We start from the raw sequence: 15,256 nt of genomic DNA, 5'->3' as shown, positions 1-15,256 counted from the left end.
TCGATCGTTATCCTGCGGCGGTCCGGTTTTAAAATGGGAGTAACGGGATGTCGTTTTTTGCTGCGGAAGAGCCCGAATTCTCGACCTTCGTGCTCGGCAATGCGCCGCTCAAGAAACTGGCCGGCGGCTTCGACTGGGTCGAGGGGCCGGTCTGGTTCGGCGATCACGATTGCCTCTTGTTTTCCGACATTCCCAACGACCGCATGCTGCGCTGGAGCCCCGCGTCGGGCATCACCACGTTCCGCGAGCCGTCGAACTTCTCGAACGGCAACACGCGCGACCGGGAAGGCCGGCTGGTGACCTGCGAGCACGGCACGCGCCGCGTCACCCGCACGGAACATGACGGCACGATCACCGTGATCGCCGACGGTTTCGAGGGCAAGCGGCTCAATTCGCCGAACGACGTGATTGTCGCGTCGGACGGCGCGGTCTGGTTCACCGACCCGCATTACGGCATCGCCTCCGATTACGAGGGTACGCGCGCAGAGCAGGAGTTGCCCTGCAACGTCTATCGCGTCGATGCCCTCTCGGGTGAAATCCGTGCTGTGCTCACCGATTTCAACTGCCCGAACGGCCTGGCCTTCAGTCCCGATGAAAGACGCCTCTACGTGGCGGATACGGGCCGCATGTTCCATGACGATCCACGCCATATCCGCGCCTTCGACGTCGGGGACGACGGGAGGCTGACGGGCGGCAAGGTCTTCCACACGATCTCGCCCGGCTGCGCGGATGGCATGCGGATCGATGCGGCGGGCAATCTCTGGTCTTCGGCGGGCGACGGCGTGCATTGCATTGCGCCGGACGGGCGGCCTCTCGGCCGCATTCTCGTGCCGGAAACCGTTTCCAACATCTGCTTCGGCGGCCGCCATGGCCATCGCCTGTTCATCACGGCGACGACGTCGCTTTATGCCGTCTCGCTGGCTGTTCGCGGTGCAATCCGGCCCGTTCTGTAAAGTCGCTCGGTTCGCAAAACGCAAACATTACAAAAATATAAGGAGGCGTTGGGCTTTCCCTCCGCTATGTGTGGCTCCACATGTGATGGAATGGGACGGATGAGGCATGGCCTCGCTACGGGAATGCCGATGACCAAAACCGTACGACCGAAAATGGATGAAAAGCCCGCCGATCAGGCCGGGCACACGAATGTCACCTTCATGCCCGGTGCGGTGCCACCCGCGCGCAGAAAGCGCCGCTCGCGCGCCTGGTTCTGGCTGCCGGTCATCGCCGTGCTCGCCGGCGCGGGCTATTACGGCTGGCGCGCCTATGCCCCGGCGGAGACCTCGACGGCTGTCATCACGCAGGCCGTCATGCGCGGCGATATCGAAAATGCAGTGACGGCGGTGGGCACGCTCGAGGCGGTGAAATCCGTCGATGCCGGCGCGCAGGTTTCCGGTCAGCTGAAGACGCTGCATGTGGTGATCGGCGATACCGTTAAGAAGGATCAGCTGCTCGCCGAGATGGACCCGGCGACCATCGAGAACCGTATCGAGATCAACCGCGCGGAACTGGCGAACCTCCAGGCGCAGCTCGACTCCAAGAAGGCGCAGCTTGCGCTGAAACAGGCCAACATTGCCCGTCAGCGCAACCTCGTGGCCGGCAATGCCGCCGCCAAGCAGGCGCTCGACCAGGCCATCGCGGACCTCGCCGCAGCAGAAGCCGATGTCAACGCCACGGAGGCGCAGATCCGCAAGCAGCAGGCGACGCTCGCCGGTGACGAGGTGGATCTCGGCTACACGAAAATCTATGCGCCGATGGCGGGCACGGTCGTCTCCAATCCCGTCAAGGAAGGCCAGACGCTGAATGCCGTGCAGAGCGCGCCGACCATCGTCACCATCGCCGACCTCTCGACGATGACCGTGCGGGCCGAGGTGTCGGAGGCCGATGTCAGCCGGCTGAAGGTGGGCATGGAAGCCTATTTCACCCTACTCGGCCAGCCGGGAAAACGCTTCACGGGAACGCTCCGGCAGATCGAGCCGACGCCGACGGTCGAGAACAATGTCGTTCTCTACAATGCGCTGTTCGACGTTCCGAACCCGGACGGCGAACTGATGATGTCGATGAGCGCGCAGGTCTTCTTCGTGCAGGCCGCCGCGCGCGACGTGCTGCTTGTGCCGGCCGGCGCGGTCGCGAGCAAGCAGGATGGGGCGGAAGTCACGGTCGTCACCGCTTCGGGCGCGACGGAAGTGCGCAAGGTCGAGACCGGTATCCGCAATCGCGTCAGCGTCGAGGTGAAGAGCGGGCTTGCGGAAGGCGACAAGGTCGTCGTCACCGCCGGTTCGGCGGGCGATGCGTCGGCGCGCAATTCGCGGCGCAACAACCGCATGCCGCCGATGTTCTGAGGCCGCCATGACCGCGCTCATTTCGCTCAAGGATGTGACAAAGACCTTTTTCAACGACGGGTTTGCCGTCGAGGTCCTGCATGGCGTGTCGCTCGACATCGAGGCGGGCGAGTTCGTCGCGATCATCGGCCAGTCCGGTTCCGGCAAGTCGACGCTGATGAACATCCTCGGCTGCCTCGACCAGCCGACCTCGGGCGAATATCGCATCGACGGCGAGCCGGTCTCGGATTTCGAGACGGACGAGCTGGCGGCGCTGCGCCGGCGCACCTTCGGTTTCGTCTTCCAGAGCTACAATCTCATCCCGACGGCGAGTGCCCGCGAAAATGTCGAGGTACCCGCGATCTATGCCGGTCTTTCGGCGCGCGACCGGCAGGAACGGGCGGAAATGCTGCTGTCCTCGCTGAAGCTCGGCGACAGGCTCGATCACCGGCCGAACCAGCTTTCCGGCGGCCAGCAGCAGCGTGTTTCCATCGCCCGCGCGCTGATGAATGGCGGCCGCGTCATCCTCGCCGACGAGCCGACGGGTGCGCTCGACAGCCAGAGCGGCGAGGAGGTGATGGCGCTTTTGCGCCGGATGCATGAGGATGGCCACACGATCATCCTCATCACCCATTCACGCGAGGTGGCGGAAGCCGCCGACCGGCTGATCGAGATTCGCGACGGCCGCATCATCTCCGACCGCTCCAAAAAGGCGCGTGCGCCTTCCGAGGCTGCGGCCGGGTTGCAGAAGGCGGTGAAGGAAGGCTCTGCGGCCATCGCCGATGTCTCCGAAGCCGTGAAGATGGCCATTCGCGCGCTGCACGCCAATCTCTTCCGCACCGTGCTGACGCTGCTCGGCATCGTCATCGGCGTCGGCTCCGTGGTGGCCATGCTGGCGATAGGCACGGGTGCGCAGAATTCCGTGCTCGACCGCATTTCCGCTATGGGTTCGAACGTTCTCCTGGTGCGGCCGAGCATGGCGAATTTCCGTGGTGGCGGCAGTGCCCCGGTGACGCTGATCCCGTCCGATGCCGACGCGATCCTCGAATTGCCGAACGTTTCCTTCGCGGTGCCGGAAATGACCAGCTCCGTGACACTGCGCTATGGCAACATAGACTATCAGACGACGGCGAACGGCACGGTTCCGGCCTTCACGCGGGCAAAGAACTGGAAAGTCGCCTCGGGTGAATTCATCAATGCCGACGACATGGACACCTACGCGCCCGTCGCCGTGCTCGGCCAGACGGTGGCGAAGACGCTGTTTCCCGATGGCGAAAGTCCGCTCGGCCACTATGTGCTGGTCAACAAGATCCCCTTCCAGGTCATCGGCGTGATGGCCGAGATGGGCGCGAGTGCCGGCGGCAACGACCAGGACGATATCATGCTGGTGCCGCTCACCACGGGCAGCATGCGGCTGTTCGGCCAGCGCAACGTGCGCACGATCACCGTGCAGGTCGAGGACGCCTCGGCAATCGATCTCACGCAGGATGCCATCCAGACCCTGCTCGACACGCGCCACAAGGCCGAGGACACGCAGATCACCAACATGTCCTCCGTGCGCGAGGCGTTCACCGAGACCTCCAACACGATGAAGCTCTTCCTGGGCTCGGTCGCCGCGATCTCGCTGCTGGTCGGCGGTATCGGGGTGATGAACATCATGCTGGTTTCCGTGCGCGAGCGCACCCGCGAGATCGGCGTGCGGATGGCGACGGGCGCACGGCGTCGCGATATTCTGCTGCAGTTTCTCATCGAGGCGCTGGTCGTCTCGGCGATCGGCGGGGCCATCGGCGTCGGGCTGGGTCTGTCCGTGGGCGCGCTGGCGAAGGTTTTTGGCATGCCGGTCAGCTTCACCCTCGGTCCCGTCGCACTCGCCTTCGCCTGTTCGTTCCTGACCGGTCTCGTCTTCGGCTACCTGCCGGCACGCAACGCCTCCCATCTGCAGCCGGCCGTCGCGCTCGGCGCGGACTGAGGTCTACGACTTCAGGACGATTGTCGCAGACCCCTTCCTGTGCGACCATGCCTGCGGGAGGATGACTGGATGGTGTCGACGCTGTCGCACATACGGGAGATCGAGCGCGTCGGCATGGGCGCGGTCAGTCCGCGCGATGCGCCCGTCGTCCAGTCCTGGCTGCGCTGCCTCAACGACTACAAGCTCGACCCGACAGTGGCGCAGGAAGCCTATATCGTCCCGGAACTGAAACTGCGCGAACACCGCGAGCAGGCGGAAGAACTGATCCGCATCGGCCGTTCGGGCCTGGAAACACTGTTCAACCAGATCGCCGAGCAGAACTATGTGCTGCTCCTGTCGGATGCGCGCGGCGTCACCGTCGATTTCATGGGCGACCCGACCTTCGACAACCAGCTGCGCCGCGCCGGCCTCTATCTCGGCTCCGAGTGGTCGGAGAACCGGGCGGGCACCTGCGCGGTCGGGGCCTGCCTCGTCTCGGGCGAGCCGGTCATTATCCATCAGGACGATCATTTCGATACCAGCCATATCGGCCTCACCTGCACCGCAGCCCCCGTCTTCGATACGCTTGGCGATCTGACGGCAGTGCTCGATATCTCCCAGCTTCGGTCGCCGACCGCCAAGGCCAGCCAGCAGCTGGCGCTGCATCTCGTCGCCTCCACCGCGCGGCGCATCGAGCTTGCCAATCTGATGACGCGCACCCGCAATGACTGGGTGCTGCGCCTTGCCCGCTCGCCGGAGTTTCTCGACGTGGACCCCGACGCGGCGATAGCGCTCGACGGCAGCGGTCGTATCACCGGCATGACCCATGGCGGCTTCGGCGCGCTCGCCCGCGCGATGAACCTGCGCGAGCTTTCGACACGGGATTTCCTCGGCCAGCCGATCTCGCAGGTCTTTGACATCGATATTGACGATTTGCCGCGCTTCATGCGCGGCCGGCCGAATGGCGAACGGCTGATCCAGGCCAAGAACGGACTGGTGCTCTTTGCCAGCGCCATCGCGCCGGCCGTCAATCTGCGCGCGCCTCCGATGCCGGAGCCGCGCCTGCCGCGCGCGCTGCGAGACCTGAGCGGGGGTGATGCCGCGATGGAGCGGGTGCAGGCACGCGCGGCAAAACTCGCCGCCCGCGATATCCCGATCCTCATTCAGGGCGAGACGGGCAGCGGCAAGGAGTTTCTTGCCCGCGCGATCCATGACAGCTGCGAAAGCCCGGGCAATTTCGTTGCGGTCAATTGCGCGGCGATCCCCGAACATCTCATCGAATCCGAGCTTTTCGGCTACGCGCCCGGCGCCTTCACCGGTGCCAGCCAGAAGGGCAAGCGCGGCCTGATCGAGGAGGCGAGCGGCGGCACGCTGTTCCTCGACGAGATCGGCGACATGCCGCTTTCCCTGCAAAGCCGGCTCTTGCGCGTGCTCTCGGAAAACGAGGTTCAGCCGGTTGGCGCGCTGAAGGCACGGCCGGTGCGCCTGCGCGTCCTTTCCGCCTCGCACCGCGACCTTGGGGAACTGGTGCAGGAAGGCCGCTTCCGGCAGGACCTCTATTATCGCCTCAACGCCGCAACGCTCAGCCTGCCGGCACTGCGCGAGCGGCAGGACCTCGGTTGGCTGATCGGCCAACTCCTCGGCCGCATCGAGACGGAAAACGGTGAGGCCTACCGCATCGACAAGGCGGCACGTGGCGCCCTGCTGACGCATGGCTGGCCGGGCAATCTGCGCGAGCTTTCCAATGCGCTGCGCGTCTCTGCCGCCCTTTCGGAGGGCGGTCTCATCACGCCGGACTGCCTGCCGGATCACCTTTTTGCCGAACCCGTTCTGGCGGCCTCCGGCGATGACGATGCCTTGCGTCAGGCGCTCAGCGAGTGCGGAGACAATGTCTCGGCGCTTGCCCGCAAACTCGGCGTCAACCGCTCCACCGTCCACCGCCGCCTCAAGCGCCTCAACTGACGCAACGCCTGCAACACCTGTTGCGGGCCACCTGTTGCATCTCTCGGGCCTTCTCAGCTCGGCGCTCTCTAATTGATTGACGAAATTGAACAAATTGATCCGGCGTCATTCTGGCACGACGCTTGCTGTCCTTCCTGTGCAAGAACAACACGAGGAGGAAATGCCAATGAAGGCTTTGCGCTTTCACGCTGCCAAGGATCTGCGCATCGAAACCGTCGACGCGCCGCCGTCGCCCGGGCCGGGTCAAGTGCTGGTCGAAAACCGCTTCTGCGGCATATGCGGAACGGACCTGCACGAATATGCCTATGGCCCGATCTTCGTGCCGAAGGAGCCGCACCCTTTTACCGGCGCATACGGGCCGCAAATCCTCGGCCATGAGTTCGGCGGCGTCGTCAAGGCTGTCGGCGAAGGCGTCAACCATGTGAAGCCGGGCGACCGGGTGTCGATCCAGCCGCTCATCATGCCCCGCCATGGCGACTACTATGCCGACCGCGGCCTGTTTCACCTGAGCGGCAACCTCGCGCTTGCCGGCCTTTCCTGGCATTCCGGCGGCATGGCTGAGGCGGCCCTTCTCAACGACTACAACGTCCAACCCATTCCCGATGAACTCAGCGACCAGGAGGCGGCGCTGATCGAGCCGACGGCGGTCGCGGTCTATGCCTGCGATCGCGGCGGCGTGACGGCGGGCAACAGCGTGCTCGTCACCGGCGCGGGGCCGATCGGCATTCTCGTCGCGATGGCGGCGCGGGCTGCCGGTGCCTCGCAGATCTTTCTCTCCGATCCCAACGATACAAGGCTTTCGCTGGCGCGCGAGGCGCTGGGCGAGGTGCGCACCATCAATCCGAAAACGGAAAAGGTCGGCGACGTCGTGCGCGCCGAGACGGAAGGCGGCGTCGGCTGCGACGTCGCCATCGAGTGCGTCGGCAACGAACATGCCTTGAAAAGCTGCGCGGATGCGGTTCGCAAGCAGGGCGTCGTCGTGCAGACGGGACTTCATCCCGGCGAGAACCCGCTCAACTGGTTCGACGTCACCTTCAAGGACATCGATATCCGCGGCTCCTGGGCCTATCCGACGCATTACTGGCCCCGCGTCGCCCGGCTGATCGCCAGCGGCCAGATCCCGGCGAGCCGGATCGTCACGAAATATGTCTCGCTTGGCGAGGCCGTTCCGGAGGGGTTCGACCAGTTGCTCGATCCCGCCGGAAAGCACCTGAAGATTCTGATCGACCTGTCCCGATAGGCCGATCCGTTCTGCGGGGCGGTTGAGGAGCCGCCCCGTTTCCAACTGAGCAGGAGGAGAAAACGATGCTCGACAAGACCCCCACAACCCGCGTCCAGGCGCTTCTCGATACGCTGGGCGCCGCCCTTGAATCCGGCCGCATCGAGGATGCCGTCCATCTCTTTGCCGAGGACTGCTACTGGCGCGACCTCGTCGCCTTCACCTGGAACCTCAAGACCGTCGAGGGCCGCGATCAGGTGCGCGACATGCTCCAGGCGCAGCTTGCCACGGCCAAACCGTCCAACTGGCGCGTCGCCGCCGGCGAGGAGGCGACGGAGGCCGATGGCGTGCTTGAGAGCTGGATTTCGTTCGAAACGGCGACCGGGCGCGGCTACGGCCTCGTGCGCTTCAAGAACGGCCTCGTCTGGACGCTGCTGACGGCGCTCGCCGAACTCAAGGGGCACGAGGAGAAATCCGGCTTCACGCGTCCGCTCGGCGCCAAACATGGCCAGAATCTCGGCGCGAAAACCTGGAAGGAGGAGCGCGAGCACGAGGAACGCACGCTCGGCTATGAAAAGCAGCCCTATGTCGTGATCATCGGCGGCGGGCAGGGCGGCATCGCGCTTGGTGCGCGGCTGCGCCAGCTCGGCGTGCCCGCCATCATCCTCGAAAAGAACGACCGGCCGGGCGACAGCTGGCGCAAGCGCTACAAGTCGCTCTGCCTGCACGATCCCGTCTGGTACGATCACCTGCCCTATATCGATTTCCCGAAGAACTGGCCGGTCTTCGCGCCGAAGGACAAGATCGGCGACTGGCTGGAATTCTACACCAAGGTCATGGAGCTGAACTACTGGACGCGCTCCACCGCAAGGTCGGCGAAGTGGGATGAGGCAACGAAGGAATGGACCATCGTCGTCGACCGCGACGGCGAGGAGGTGGTGCTGAAGCCGAAGCAGCTCGTCTTTGCGACGGGCATGTCCGGCAAGGCGAATATTCCTGATTTCAAGGGCCGCGCGCGCTTCCAGGGCGAGCAGCACCATTCCTCGCAGCATCCGGGACCGGACGGCTACAAGGGCAAGAAAGTGGCCGTCATCGGCTCGAACAACTCGGCCCATGACATCTGCGCTGCCCTCTACGAGGCGGGCGTCGACGTAACCATGATCCAGCGCTCGACGACACATATCGTGAAATCCGACACGCTGATGGATATCGGTCTCGGCTCGCTCTATTCCGAGCAGGCGCTGGCGAATGGCGTGACGACGGGCAAGGCCGACCTGATCTTCGCCTCGCTGCCCTACCGGATCATGCACGAGTTCCAGATCCCGCTCTACGACAAGATGCGCGAGCGCGACGCCGATTTCTACGCGGCGCTGGAGAAGGCCGGCTTCCAGCTCGACTGGGGTGCGGACGGTTCCGGCCTCTTCATGAAATATCTCCGTCGCGGCTCGGGCTACTACATCGATATCGGCGCCTCGCAGCTGATCATCGACGGCAAGGTGAAGCTTGCGGCGGGGCAGGTCGAGGAGATCACGGAGAACGCCATAAAGCTCTCGGGCGGCACGGAAATCCCCGCCGACGTGATCGTTTATGCGACGGGCTACGGCTCGATGAACGGCTGGGTCGCCGACCTCATCGACCAGGAAACGGCCGACAGGGTCGGCAAGGTCTGGGGTCTCGGATCGGATACGCCGAAGGATCCCGGCCCGTGGGAAGGCGAGCAGCGCAACATGTGGAAGCCGACGCAGCAGGAGGCGCTGTGGTTCCATGGCGGCAACCTGCACCAGTCGCGCCACTATTCGCAGTATCTCGCCTTGCAGCTGAAGGCCCGGCTCGAGGACATCCCCACGCCGGTCTATAGCCTCCAACCGGTTCACCACCGGAAATAGACCGGCACCTGGGCGGGCAGCTTCCTCCCGCTGCCCGCTCTTTCTTCTGGGCTAGATGGCGCGGTGCCGCGCCATCAGCTTGGCCTGCAGCACGACGACGACGAGCAGGAAGGCGCCGCGGATGACGGATTGCCAGTAGGCCGAGAGCGAAATCCAGCCCAGCCCGTTTTCGAAGTTCAGAATGTTGAAGACCATGGCGAGCAGAAGCGCGCCGGCAAGCGTCGCGCCGACCGAACCCGAGCCGCCCGTCAGCAACGTGCCGCCCACCACCACCGAGGCAATGGCGAAAAGTTCCCAGCCCACGCCCTCCGTCGGCTGGCCGGCGCCGAACTGCGAGGCGAGGATGACGCCGGCAAGACCGGCAAGCGTGCCCGAGGCGAGATAGACGGCGGCGAGCGTGCGCTCGACCTTCAGACCCATCAGCCCGGCCGTCGCCTCGCCGTCGCCGATGGCGAGGATATGCCGACCGACGGGCAGTTTTTCGAGCACCAGCCAGCCGAGCACATAGGCGGCGAGCCCGATCCAGGCGGGAATGGGAAAGCCCAGAAAATCGTCCTGGCCGATGACGGTGAAGCCGGTATCGTAGGAGACGGAGACGGATTGGTTGTTGGCGAGCAGGAGACCCGTTCCATAGGCGGCAAGCATGGTCGCGAGCGTGCCGATGAAAGGCTGGATGCGCATTCTGGTGATGATGAAGCCATTCAGCGCGCCCACGGCAAACCCCGCCGCCATGCCGCCGAAAAGCCCGGCCGCCCAGTGATAGGGCGAAAGCAGGGCTGCGACCACGCTTGCCATCGCCGCCGTCCCGCCGACCGAAAGGTCGATGCCGCCGGTGATGATGACGAAGGCCATGCCGAGCGCGATCAGCGCGAACATGGAGTTGTAGCGCAGGAAGCTCAGGATGTTGAAGGGCGACAGGAAGTTGTCGTAGCGCAGCGCCCCGAACAGGATGAGGCCGACGAGCGCGAGGATGACGCCGAAGCGGGCAAGATCGCCTGACGATTTGATGGCGAAGGGACGGAGGAGGGCCTGCATGTGTGTTTTCCTCAATGCTTGTCGGCGCGCTGCTGGATGAAGACGGCGAGCACGATCAGTCCGGCCTTGACGATGAGAGCGGCGGCATCCGGGACGCCATTGGCCAGCAGCGTGTAGCGGACGAGCTGGATGACGAAGGCGCCGAGCAGGGTGCCGACGATGTTGGCCCGTCCGCCGGTCAGAAGCGTACCGCCGACGGCAACGGCTGCGATGGCGTCGAGCTCCATGCCGAGGCCGACGAGATTGGCGTCGCTCGCCGAGTTGCGGGCGACCACGATGAGCCCGGCAAGGCCGGCAAGCGCGCCGCTGATCATGTAGACGAGCAGTTTGACGCGTTTGACGGGGATGCCCGTCAGCCGCGCGGCCTTCTCGTTGCCGCCGACCGCGATGATCTGGCGGCCGATGACGGTATAGCGGATCATCGCCGAGGCGAGGATGACGATGACGATCATCAGCATGACCTGCGCCGGAATGCCGGCGATGCGGCCCATGGCGATGAACTGGAAGCCCTCGTTCTTGAAGACCTGCAGGTTGCCGTTGGTCATGACCTGCGCGATGCCGCGGCCGGCGATGAAGAGCACGAGCGTCGCGATGATCGGCTGGATGGAAAACCGCGTGACGAGCAGCCCGTTGAACAGGCCGAAGAGGCTGGCGACGATCACCGGCAGAAGAAAGGCGAGCGCCACGGCAAAGGCCATGCTTTCGACCTGCCAGAACTGGCCCATGAAGATCATCGGCGCAAGCGCGCCCGATATCGCCATCAGCGAGCCGACCGAGAGGTCGATGCCGCCGGTGGCGATGACCAGCGTCATGCCGGTGGCGACGATGACGATGGTGGCGACCTGCGTGAGGTTCACATTGAGCGTCTGCCAGGACAGGAAATTCGGCGTTACCGCGATGTTGAAGGCGACGAGCGCCAGGAAGGCGACGAAGGTGCCGTAGCGGCTTGCCAGCGAAAACAGCCGGCTGCCGGAGGAGAGTGTGCCTGAGGGCTGCGGGGCAGGGGTCTCGATTGTCGCCATGTCATTCTACCTGATGGGCCATGGCGGAAAGCAGCGCCGCCTCGCTCAGATCCTTGCGCGGCAGGGTCGCGACCGACGTGCCGTCGCTGAGTACGGTCACGCGGTCGGCAGCGGCGAGCAGCTCTTCGAGCTCGGAGGAGATCATCAGCACGCTGAGGCCTTCGTCGGCGAGATTGCGCAGCAGTTTGAGGATTTCCGATTTCGCGCCGATGTCGATGCCGCGTGTCGGCTCGTCGATGATGAGGACACGCGGATCGGTGGCAAGCCAGCGCGCCAGCAGCACCTTCTGCTGGTTACCGCCGGAAAGCTCCTTGATCGGCTGGTCGGGCGAGGCGCATTTGACGCCGAGCGCGCGGATATAGCGCGTGACGATCTCGTCCTGCCTGACACGGTTGACGATGCCGGCCTTCTTCAGCTTTGGCAGAAGGGCGAGGGTCATGTTCTCGCGAATGCTCATGTCGGGCACGATGCCGTCGATCTTGCGGTCCTCGGAAACGAGCCCGATGCCATCGGCGATGGCGTCCGCCGGCTCGCGATAGGCGCGCTCGCGGCCATCCATGCGAATGACCCCGCGCTGCATCCTGTCGGCGCCGAAGATCAGGCGCGCCGTCTCCGTGCGACCGGAGCCGAGCAGGCCTGCGAGGCCCGATATCTCGCCCTCGCGCACGGTAAGGCTGACATCGCGCACACGCACCCCCGCGCCGGCGTTTTCGACCGCGAGGCGGACGGGGCGGTCGGGCACGTCCCGATCCGACGCCATCGCCTGGAAGGCGGCGAGCTCCTTGCCGAGCATATGGCGCACCAGCGCCATCTTGGGCATTTCGGCCATCGGGCTTTTCGCCACCGTCTGGCCGTCGCGCATGATCGTCACCCGGTCGCAGATCGCATAGAGTTCGTCGAGCCTGTGGCCGATGAAGATGACGGCGACGCCGGTGCGCTTCAGCGTGCGGATCGTCTCGAAGAGCACGGCGACCTCGCGCTCGTCGAGCGAGGAGGTCGGTTCGTCCATGATGACGAGGCGGGCGTTCTGCGTGACGGCGCGGGCGATCGCCACCATCTGCCGCGTCGCGGCATCGAAATGCGCAACGGGCCGGTCGACGTCGATGGCAAGGTTGAAGGTTTTCAGCACGGCCTCGGCGCCGCGGCGCATGGCGGCGTGGTCGATCAGGCCGAAGCGTCTAAGCTCGCGCGATAGGTAGATGTTCTCGGCCACCGAGCGCTGGGGGGCGAGGTTGATTTCCTGGTAGATCGTGGCGATGCCTGCACCTTGCGCCTCCGCCGGCATGGTGAAATCGACCGGTCGGCCGTCGAAGGTGATGTCGCCCGCGTCGCGGCGATAGACGCCCGTCAGGATCTTGATGAGCGTCGACTTGCCCGCACCGTTCTGGCCGACAAGCGCCATGACTTCCGCCGGCTCGACCTCGAGCGAAGCGGCTTTCAGCGCGGCGACGCCGGCAAATGCCTTGGAAACGCCCTGCATGGACAGAAGCATCGGGTTCCTCCTCTCCGCCCTTCGGGACGGGCCTCTCGAGCCTACACCCGAACGAACCAAAGGTCAGGCCCGTTCAAAAAACGGCCGAGACGGTTTTGCCGCCCCGGCCGCGAAGTGCTTGGGAGATGCGATCAGTAGGCGTTGGCGAGTTCGGCGGCCGCATTGGACGCGTCGTAGAACTTGTCTTCGTTGACTAGGGTCGGCTCGATCGCTTCGCCCTTGGCGTAGCGCTGCATCGTCTCGAATGCCTTGGGCCCGAAGCGCGGATTGCACTCGACGACCGCCGCGATCTTGCCGTCGACCACCGCCTGCACGGCTTCCTTGCCGCCGTCGATGGAGAGCACGAGCACATCCTTGCCCGGGACCTTGCCGGCGGCTTCGAGTGCGGCGATGGCGCCCATCGCCATTTCGTCGTTGTGGGCGTAGATGATATCCGCATCCGGATGGGCCTGAAGCAGCGCTTCGGCCACCTGGCGGCCCTTGTCGCGGGCGAAATCGCCGGTCTGCGAGGCAACGATCTCGAAGCCCCCGGCCGCCTGGATCGCCTCGTCAAAGCCCTTCTTGCGGTCGTTGGCCGGCGACGAGCCGGTCGTGCCTTCCAGCTCGATGATCTTCGACTTGCCATTGGCATTCTTGGCGAGCCATTCGGCGACGCGCTTGCCTTCCTCGACGAAGTTCGAGCCGATGAAGGTCAGATAGTCCTCGCCGGCCTTGGCAAGCGACGGATCGACCGAGCGGTCGAGCAGGATGACCGGAATGCCGGCCTTCTTGGCGGCCATGACGGCGGGGATCAGCGGCTTTTCCTCGCGCGGTGCGAGGAAGATGACGTCGACGCCCTGGGCGATCATCGAGTTGACGTCGGCGACCTGCTTTGCAGCCGAGCCGGCGGCATCCGTATAGACCAGCTGGTAGCCGAGCTTTTCAGCCTCGGCCTTCATGCTGTTGGTCTGGGCGATGCGCCAGGGATTGTTGGATTCGGTCTGCGCGAAGCCGACCTTGTAGGTGTCCTTCTGTGCCAGCTTGGGTACTTCGGCGATGGCGACGCCGGCAACGGCAAGCGCGCCGATGGCCGTTGCCGCAAGCATGAAGGTGCGACGGGAAATGGTGGTCATGAGCGGGTTCTCCTCCCAGGTTCTGGCCGGTGCTCCTCTACCGGACGTGAGCAATTTCCTGCTTCACATGTGCAAATCTTGCGCTAATAATATGAGCAGTCAAGAGCCAAAATTATGAGCACTTGCAAAAAATCCGCGTGCAGTGCAATGCACGTCCAGGGGCGAGGAACGACGCATGGCCAAGGGAAACGGGCGCAATTTGGACAAAGAGGGCAGCGGACGCCCGACAATGACGGATATCGCCCGCATTGCTGGCGTTTCCCAATCCAGTGTTTCGCTCGTGCTCAACGAAATGTCGGGGTCGCGCATTTCGCAGGAAACGCAGCAGAAGGTGCGCGAGGCCGCTCATAAAATAGGTTATAAATTACCTGCGACGCGCAGCCCGGTCGCTGCCGCGCCCACAGTCGAGAAGGACACGATCGCCTTCATCGTCGATGAAATCTCCACCAGCCCGCATCCGGTCGTCAGCCTCGACGGCATCCGCGACTACGCTTTCGAACAGGGACTGCTGGTCTCCGCCCATGCGACGCGCTCCAATCCGGACCTGGAGGAGGCTGTTCTGCGCTCCGTGCTGCGCGATCCGTCGATCGCCGGCGTCATCTATGCGACGATCTTCACGCGAAAGGTCTCGGTTCCCAAGGCGTTGAAATCCATCCCGACGGTGCTTCTCAACTGCTATTGCGAGCCCCGCCAGCATGTGGCGATCGTGCCGGGCGAGGTCGCTGGCGGTTTTACCGCGACGGCGCATCTGACGGCGCTCGGCCACAAACGCATCGGCTTCATCAACGGCGAGCCCTGGATGGATGCGGCGATGGATCGTCTCAAGGGCTACAAGCAGGCGCTTGCCACGGCCGATATCGCCTTCGATGCGAGCCTCGTGCGAGACGGCGACTGGCTGCCGCTGCGCGGCTACGAGGCGGGCCTCGACCTGCTCTCCATGGACAATCCGCCCACGGCGATCTTCTGCGGCAACGACCTGATGGCGATCGGTGTCATGGAGGCGGCGCAGGAGAAGGGGCTTCGCGTGCCGCAGGATGTCTCCGTCATGGGATACGACGACCAGGAGCTCGCCCGCTACACGCATCCGCCGCTCTCGACACTGGTGCTGCCCAATTACGAGATGGGCCAGAAGGCTGCCGAAATCCTGATCGACATGGCCATTCATGGCAAGCAGACGCGTGCCATGACCATCAAGGTCGATGGCCCGCTCGTCGTGCGCGAGACGACGGCGGCACAGCGTTCCGCGCGCGCCTGAAGGACTC

The 15,256-nt window shown here is 64.6% G+C and carries 11 protein-coding genes; 7 read left to right on the top strand and 4 right to left on the bottom strand.

All coding sequences use genetic code 11. From position 1 onward, the window contains the following. Window positions 1-47: 47 nt before the first annotated feature. The 6 genes from MUO32_RS02835 to MUO32_RS02810 all read left to right on the top strand — a co-directional run bounded on the left by MUO32_RS02835 (window position 48) and on the right by MUO32_RS02810 (window position 9,333). Window positions 48-953, top strand: a complete 906-nt coding sequence (locus tag MUO32_RS02835; protein ID WP_257946711.1) for an SMP-30/gluconolactonase/LRE family protein — start codon at window positions 48-50, stop codon at window positions 951-953. Between the two features lie 129 nt (window positions 954-1,082). Then, window positions 1,083-2,339 (top strand): efflux RND transporter periplasmic adaptor subunit, encoded by a 1,257-nt coding sequence (locus tag MUO32_RS02830; protein WP_257946710.1) that lies wholly within the window; start codon window positions 1,083-1,085, stop codon window positions 2,337-2,339. Window positions 2,340-2,346: 7 nt separating this feature from the next. After that, window positions 2,347-4,287 carry a MacB family efflux pump subunit gene (locus tag MUO32_RS02825; RefSeq protein WP_257946709.1) on the top strand — a complete coding sequence of 647 codons (1,941 nt, stop codon included), beginning with the start codon at window positions 2,347-2,349 and terminating at the stop codon, window positions 4,285-4,287. 69 nt (window positions 4,288-4,356) lie between these two features. Continuing rightward, window positions 4,357-6,228, top strand: a complete 1,872-nt coding sequence (locus MUO32_RS02820; protein WP_257946708.1) for a sigma-54-dependent Fis family transcriptional regulator — start codon at window positions 4,357-4,359, stop codon at window positions 6,226-6,228. Window positions 6,229-6,394: 166 nt separating this feature from the next. Continuing rightward, complete coding sequence (locus MUO32_RS02815; RefSeq protein ID WP_257946707.1) at window positions 6,395-7,468, top strand: 2,3-butanediol dehydrogenase; 1,074 nt, start codon at window positions 6,395-6,397, stop codon at window positions 7,466-7,468. Between the two features lie 65 nt (window positions 7,469-7,533). Beyond that, on the top strand, window positions 7,534-9,333 hold the full coding sequence (locus MUO32_RS02810) for an NAD(P)/FAD-dependent oxidoreductase (protein ID WP_257946706.1): 1,800 nt from the start codon (window positions 7,534-7,536) through the stop codon (window positions 9,331-9,333). A 51-nt stretch (window positions 9,334-9,384) separates the two neighbouring features. On the opposite strand, the gene MUO32_RS02805 is transcribed toward MUO32_RS02810, so the two are convergent. From MUO32_RS02805 to MUO32_RS02790, 4 genes are all read right to left on the bottom strand, one after another. Continuing rightward, window positions 9,385-10,368 carry an ABC transporter permease gene (locus MUO32_RS02805; protein WP_257946705.1) on the bottom strand — a complete coding sequence of 328 codons (984 nt, stop codon included), beginning with the start codon at window positions 10,366-10,368 and terminating at the stop codon, window positions 9,385-9,387. An 11-nt stretch (window positions 10,369-10,379) separates the two neighbouring features. Then, a complete protein-coding gene (locus MUO32_RS02800; RefSeq protein ID WP_257946704.1) occupies window positions 10,380-11,390 on the bottom strand; it encodes an ABC transporter permease in 1,011 nt (336 codons plus the stop codon). Window position 11,391: 1 nt separating this feature from the next. Further along, a complete protein-coding gene (locus MUO32_RS02795) occupies window positions 11,392-12,882 on the bottom strand; it encodes a sugar ABC transporter ATP-binding protein (protein ID WP_257946703.1) in 1,491 nt (496 codons plus the stop codon). A 131-nt stretch (window positions 12,883-13,013) separates the two neighbouring features. Further along, a complete protein-coding gene (locus tag MUO32_RS02790; protein ID WP_257946702.1) occupies window positions 13,014-13,994 on the bottom strand; it encodes an ABC transporter substrate-binding protein in 981 nt (326 codons plus the stop codon). Window positions 13,995-14,169: 175 nt separating this feature from the next. On the opposite strand from MUO32_RS02790, the gene MUO32_RS02785 reads away from it, so the two are divergent. Continuing rightward, window positions 14,170-15,249: a LacI family DNA-binding transcriptional regulator gene (locus tag MUO32_RS02785; RefSeq protein ID WP_308311242.1), complete on the top strand. Its 1,080-nt coding sequence runs from the start codon at window positions 14,170-14,172 to the stop codon at window positions 15,247-15,249. Window positions 15,250-15,256 lie beyond the last annotated feature (7 nt).

The sequence above is a fragment of the Shinella sp. CPCC 101442 genome (assembly GCF_024704725.1).
Classification (GTDB): domain Bacteria; phylum Pseudomonadota; class Alphaproteobacteria; order Rhizobiales; family Rhizobiaceae; genus Shinella.
This window is presented reverse-complemented; position numbering and strand designations above follow the sequence as displayed.

Bases quoted from the DNA above. Each gene is read 5' to 3' on its own strand.
- MUO32_RS02835 (WP_257946711.1), top strand. From the start codon at position 48: ATGTCGTTTTTTGCTGCGGAAGAGCCCGAATTCTCGACCTTCGTGCTC.
- MUO32_RS02830 (WP_257946710.1), top strand. From the start codon at position 1,083: ATGACCAAAACCGTACGACCGAAAATGGATGAAAAGCCCGCCGATCAG.
- MUO32_RS02825 (WP_257946709.1), top strand. From the start codon at position 2,347: ATGACCGCGCTCATTTCGCTCAAGGATGTGACAAAGACCTTTTTCAAC.
- MUO32_RS02820 (WP_257946708.1), top strand. From the start codon at position 4,357: ATGGTGTCGACGCTGTCGCACATACGGGAGATCGAGCGCGTCGGCATG.
- MUO32_RS02815 (WP_257946707.1), top strand. From the start codon at position 6,395: ATGAAGGCTTTGCGCTTTCACGCTGCCAAGGATCTGCGCATCGAAACC.
- MUO32_RS02810 (WP_257946706.1), top strand. From the start codon at position 7,534: ATGCTCGACAAGACCCCCACAACCCGCGTCCAGGCGCTTCTCGATACG.
- MUO32_RS02805 (WP_257946705.1), bottom strand. From the start codon at position 10,368: ATGCAGGCCCTCCTCCGTCCCTTCGCCATCAAATCGTCAGGCGATCTT.
- MUO32_RS02800 (WP_257946704.1), bottom strand. From the start codon at position 11,390: ATGGCGACAATCGAGACCCCTGCCCCGCAGCCCTCAGGCACACTCTCC.
- MUO32_RS02795 (WP_257946703.1), bottom strand. From the start codon at position 12,882: ATGCTTCTGTCCATGCAGGGCGTTTCCAAGGCATTTGCCGGCGTCGCC.
- MUO32_RS02790 (WP_257946702.1), bottom strand. From the start codon at position 13,994: ATGACCACCATTTCCCGTCGCACCTTCATGCTTGCGGCAACGGCCATC.
- MUO32_RS02785 (WP_308311242.1), top strand. From the start codon at position 14,170: ATGGCCAAGGGAAACGGGCGCAATTTGGACAAAGAGGGCAGCGGACGC.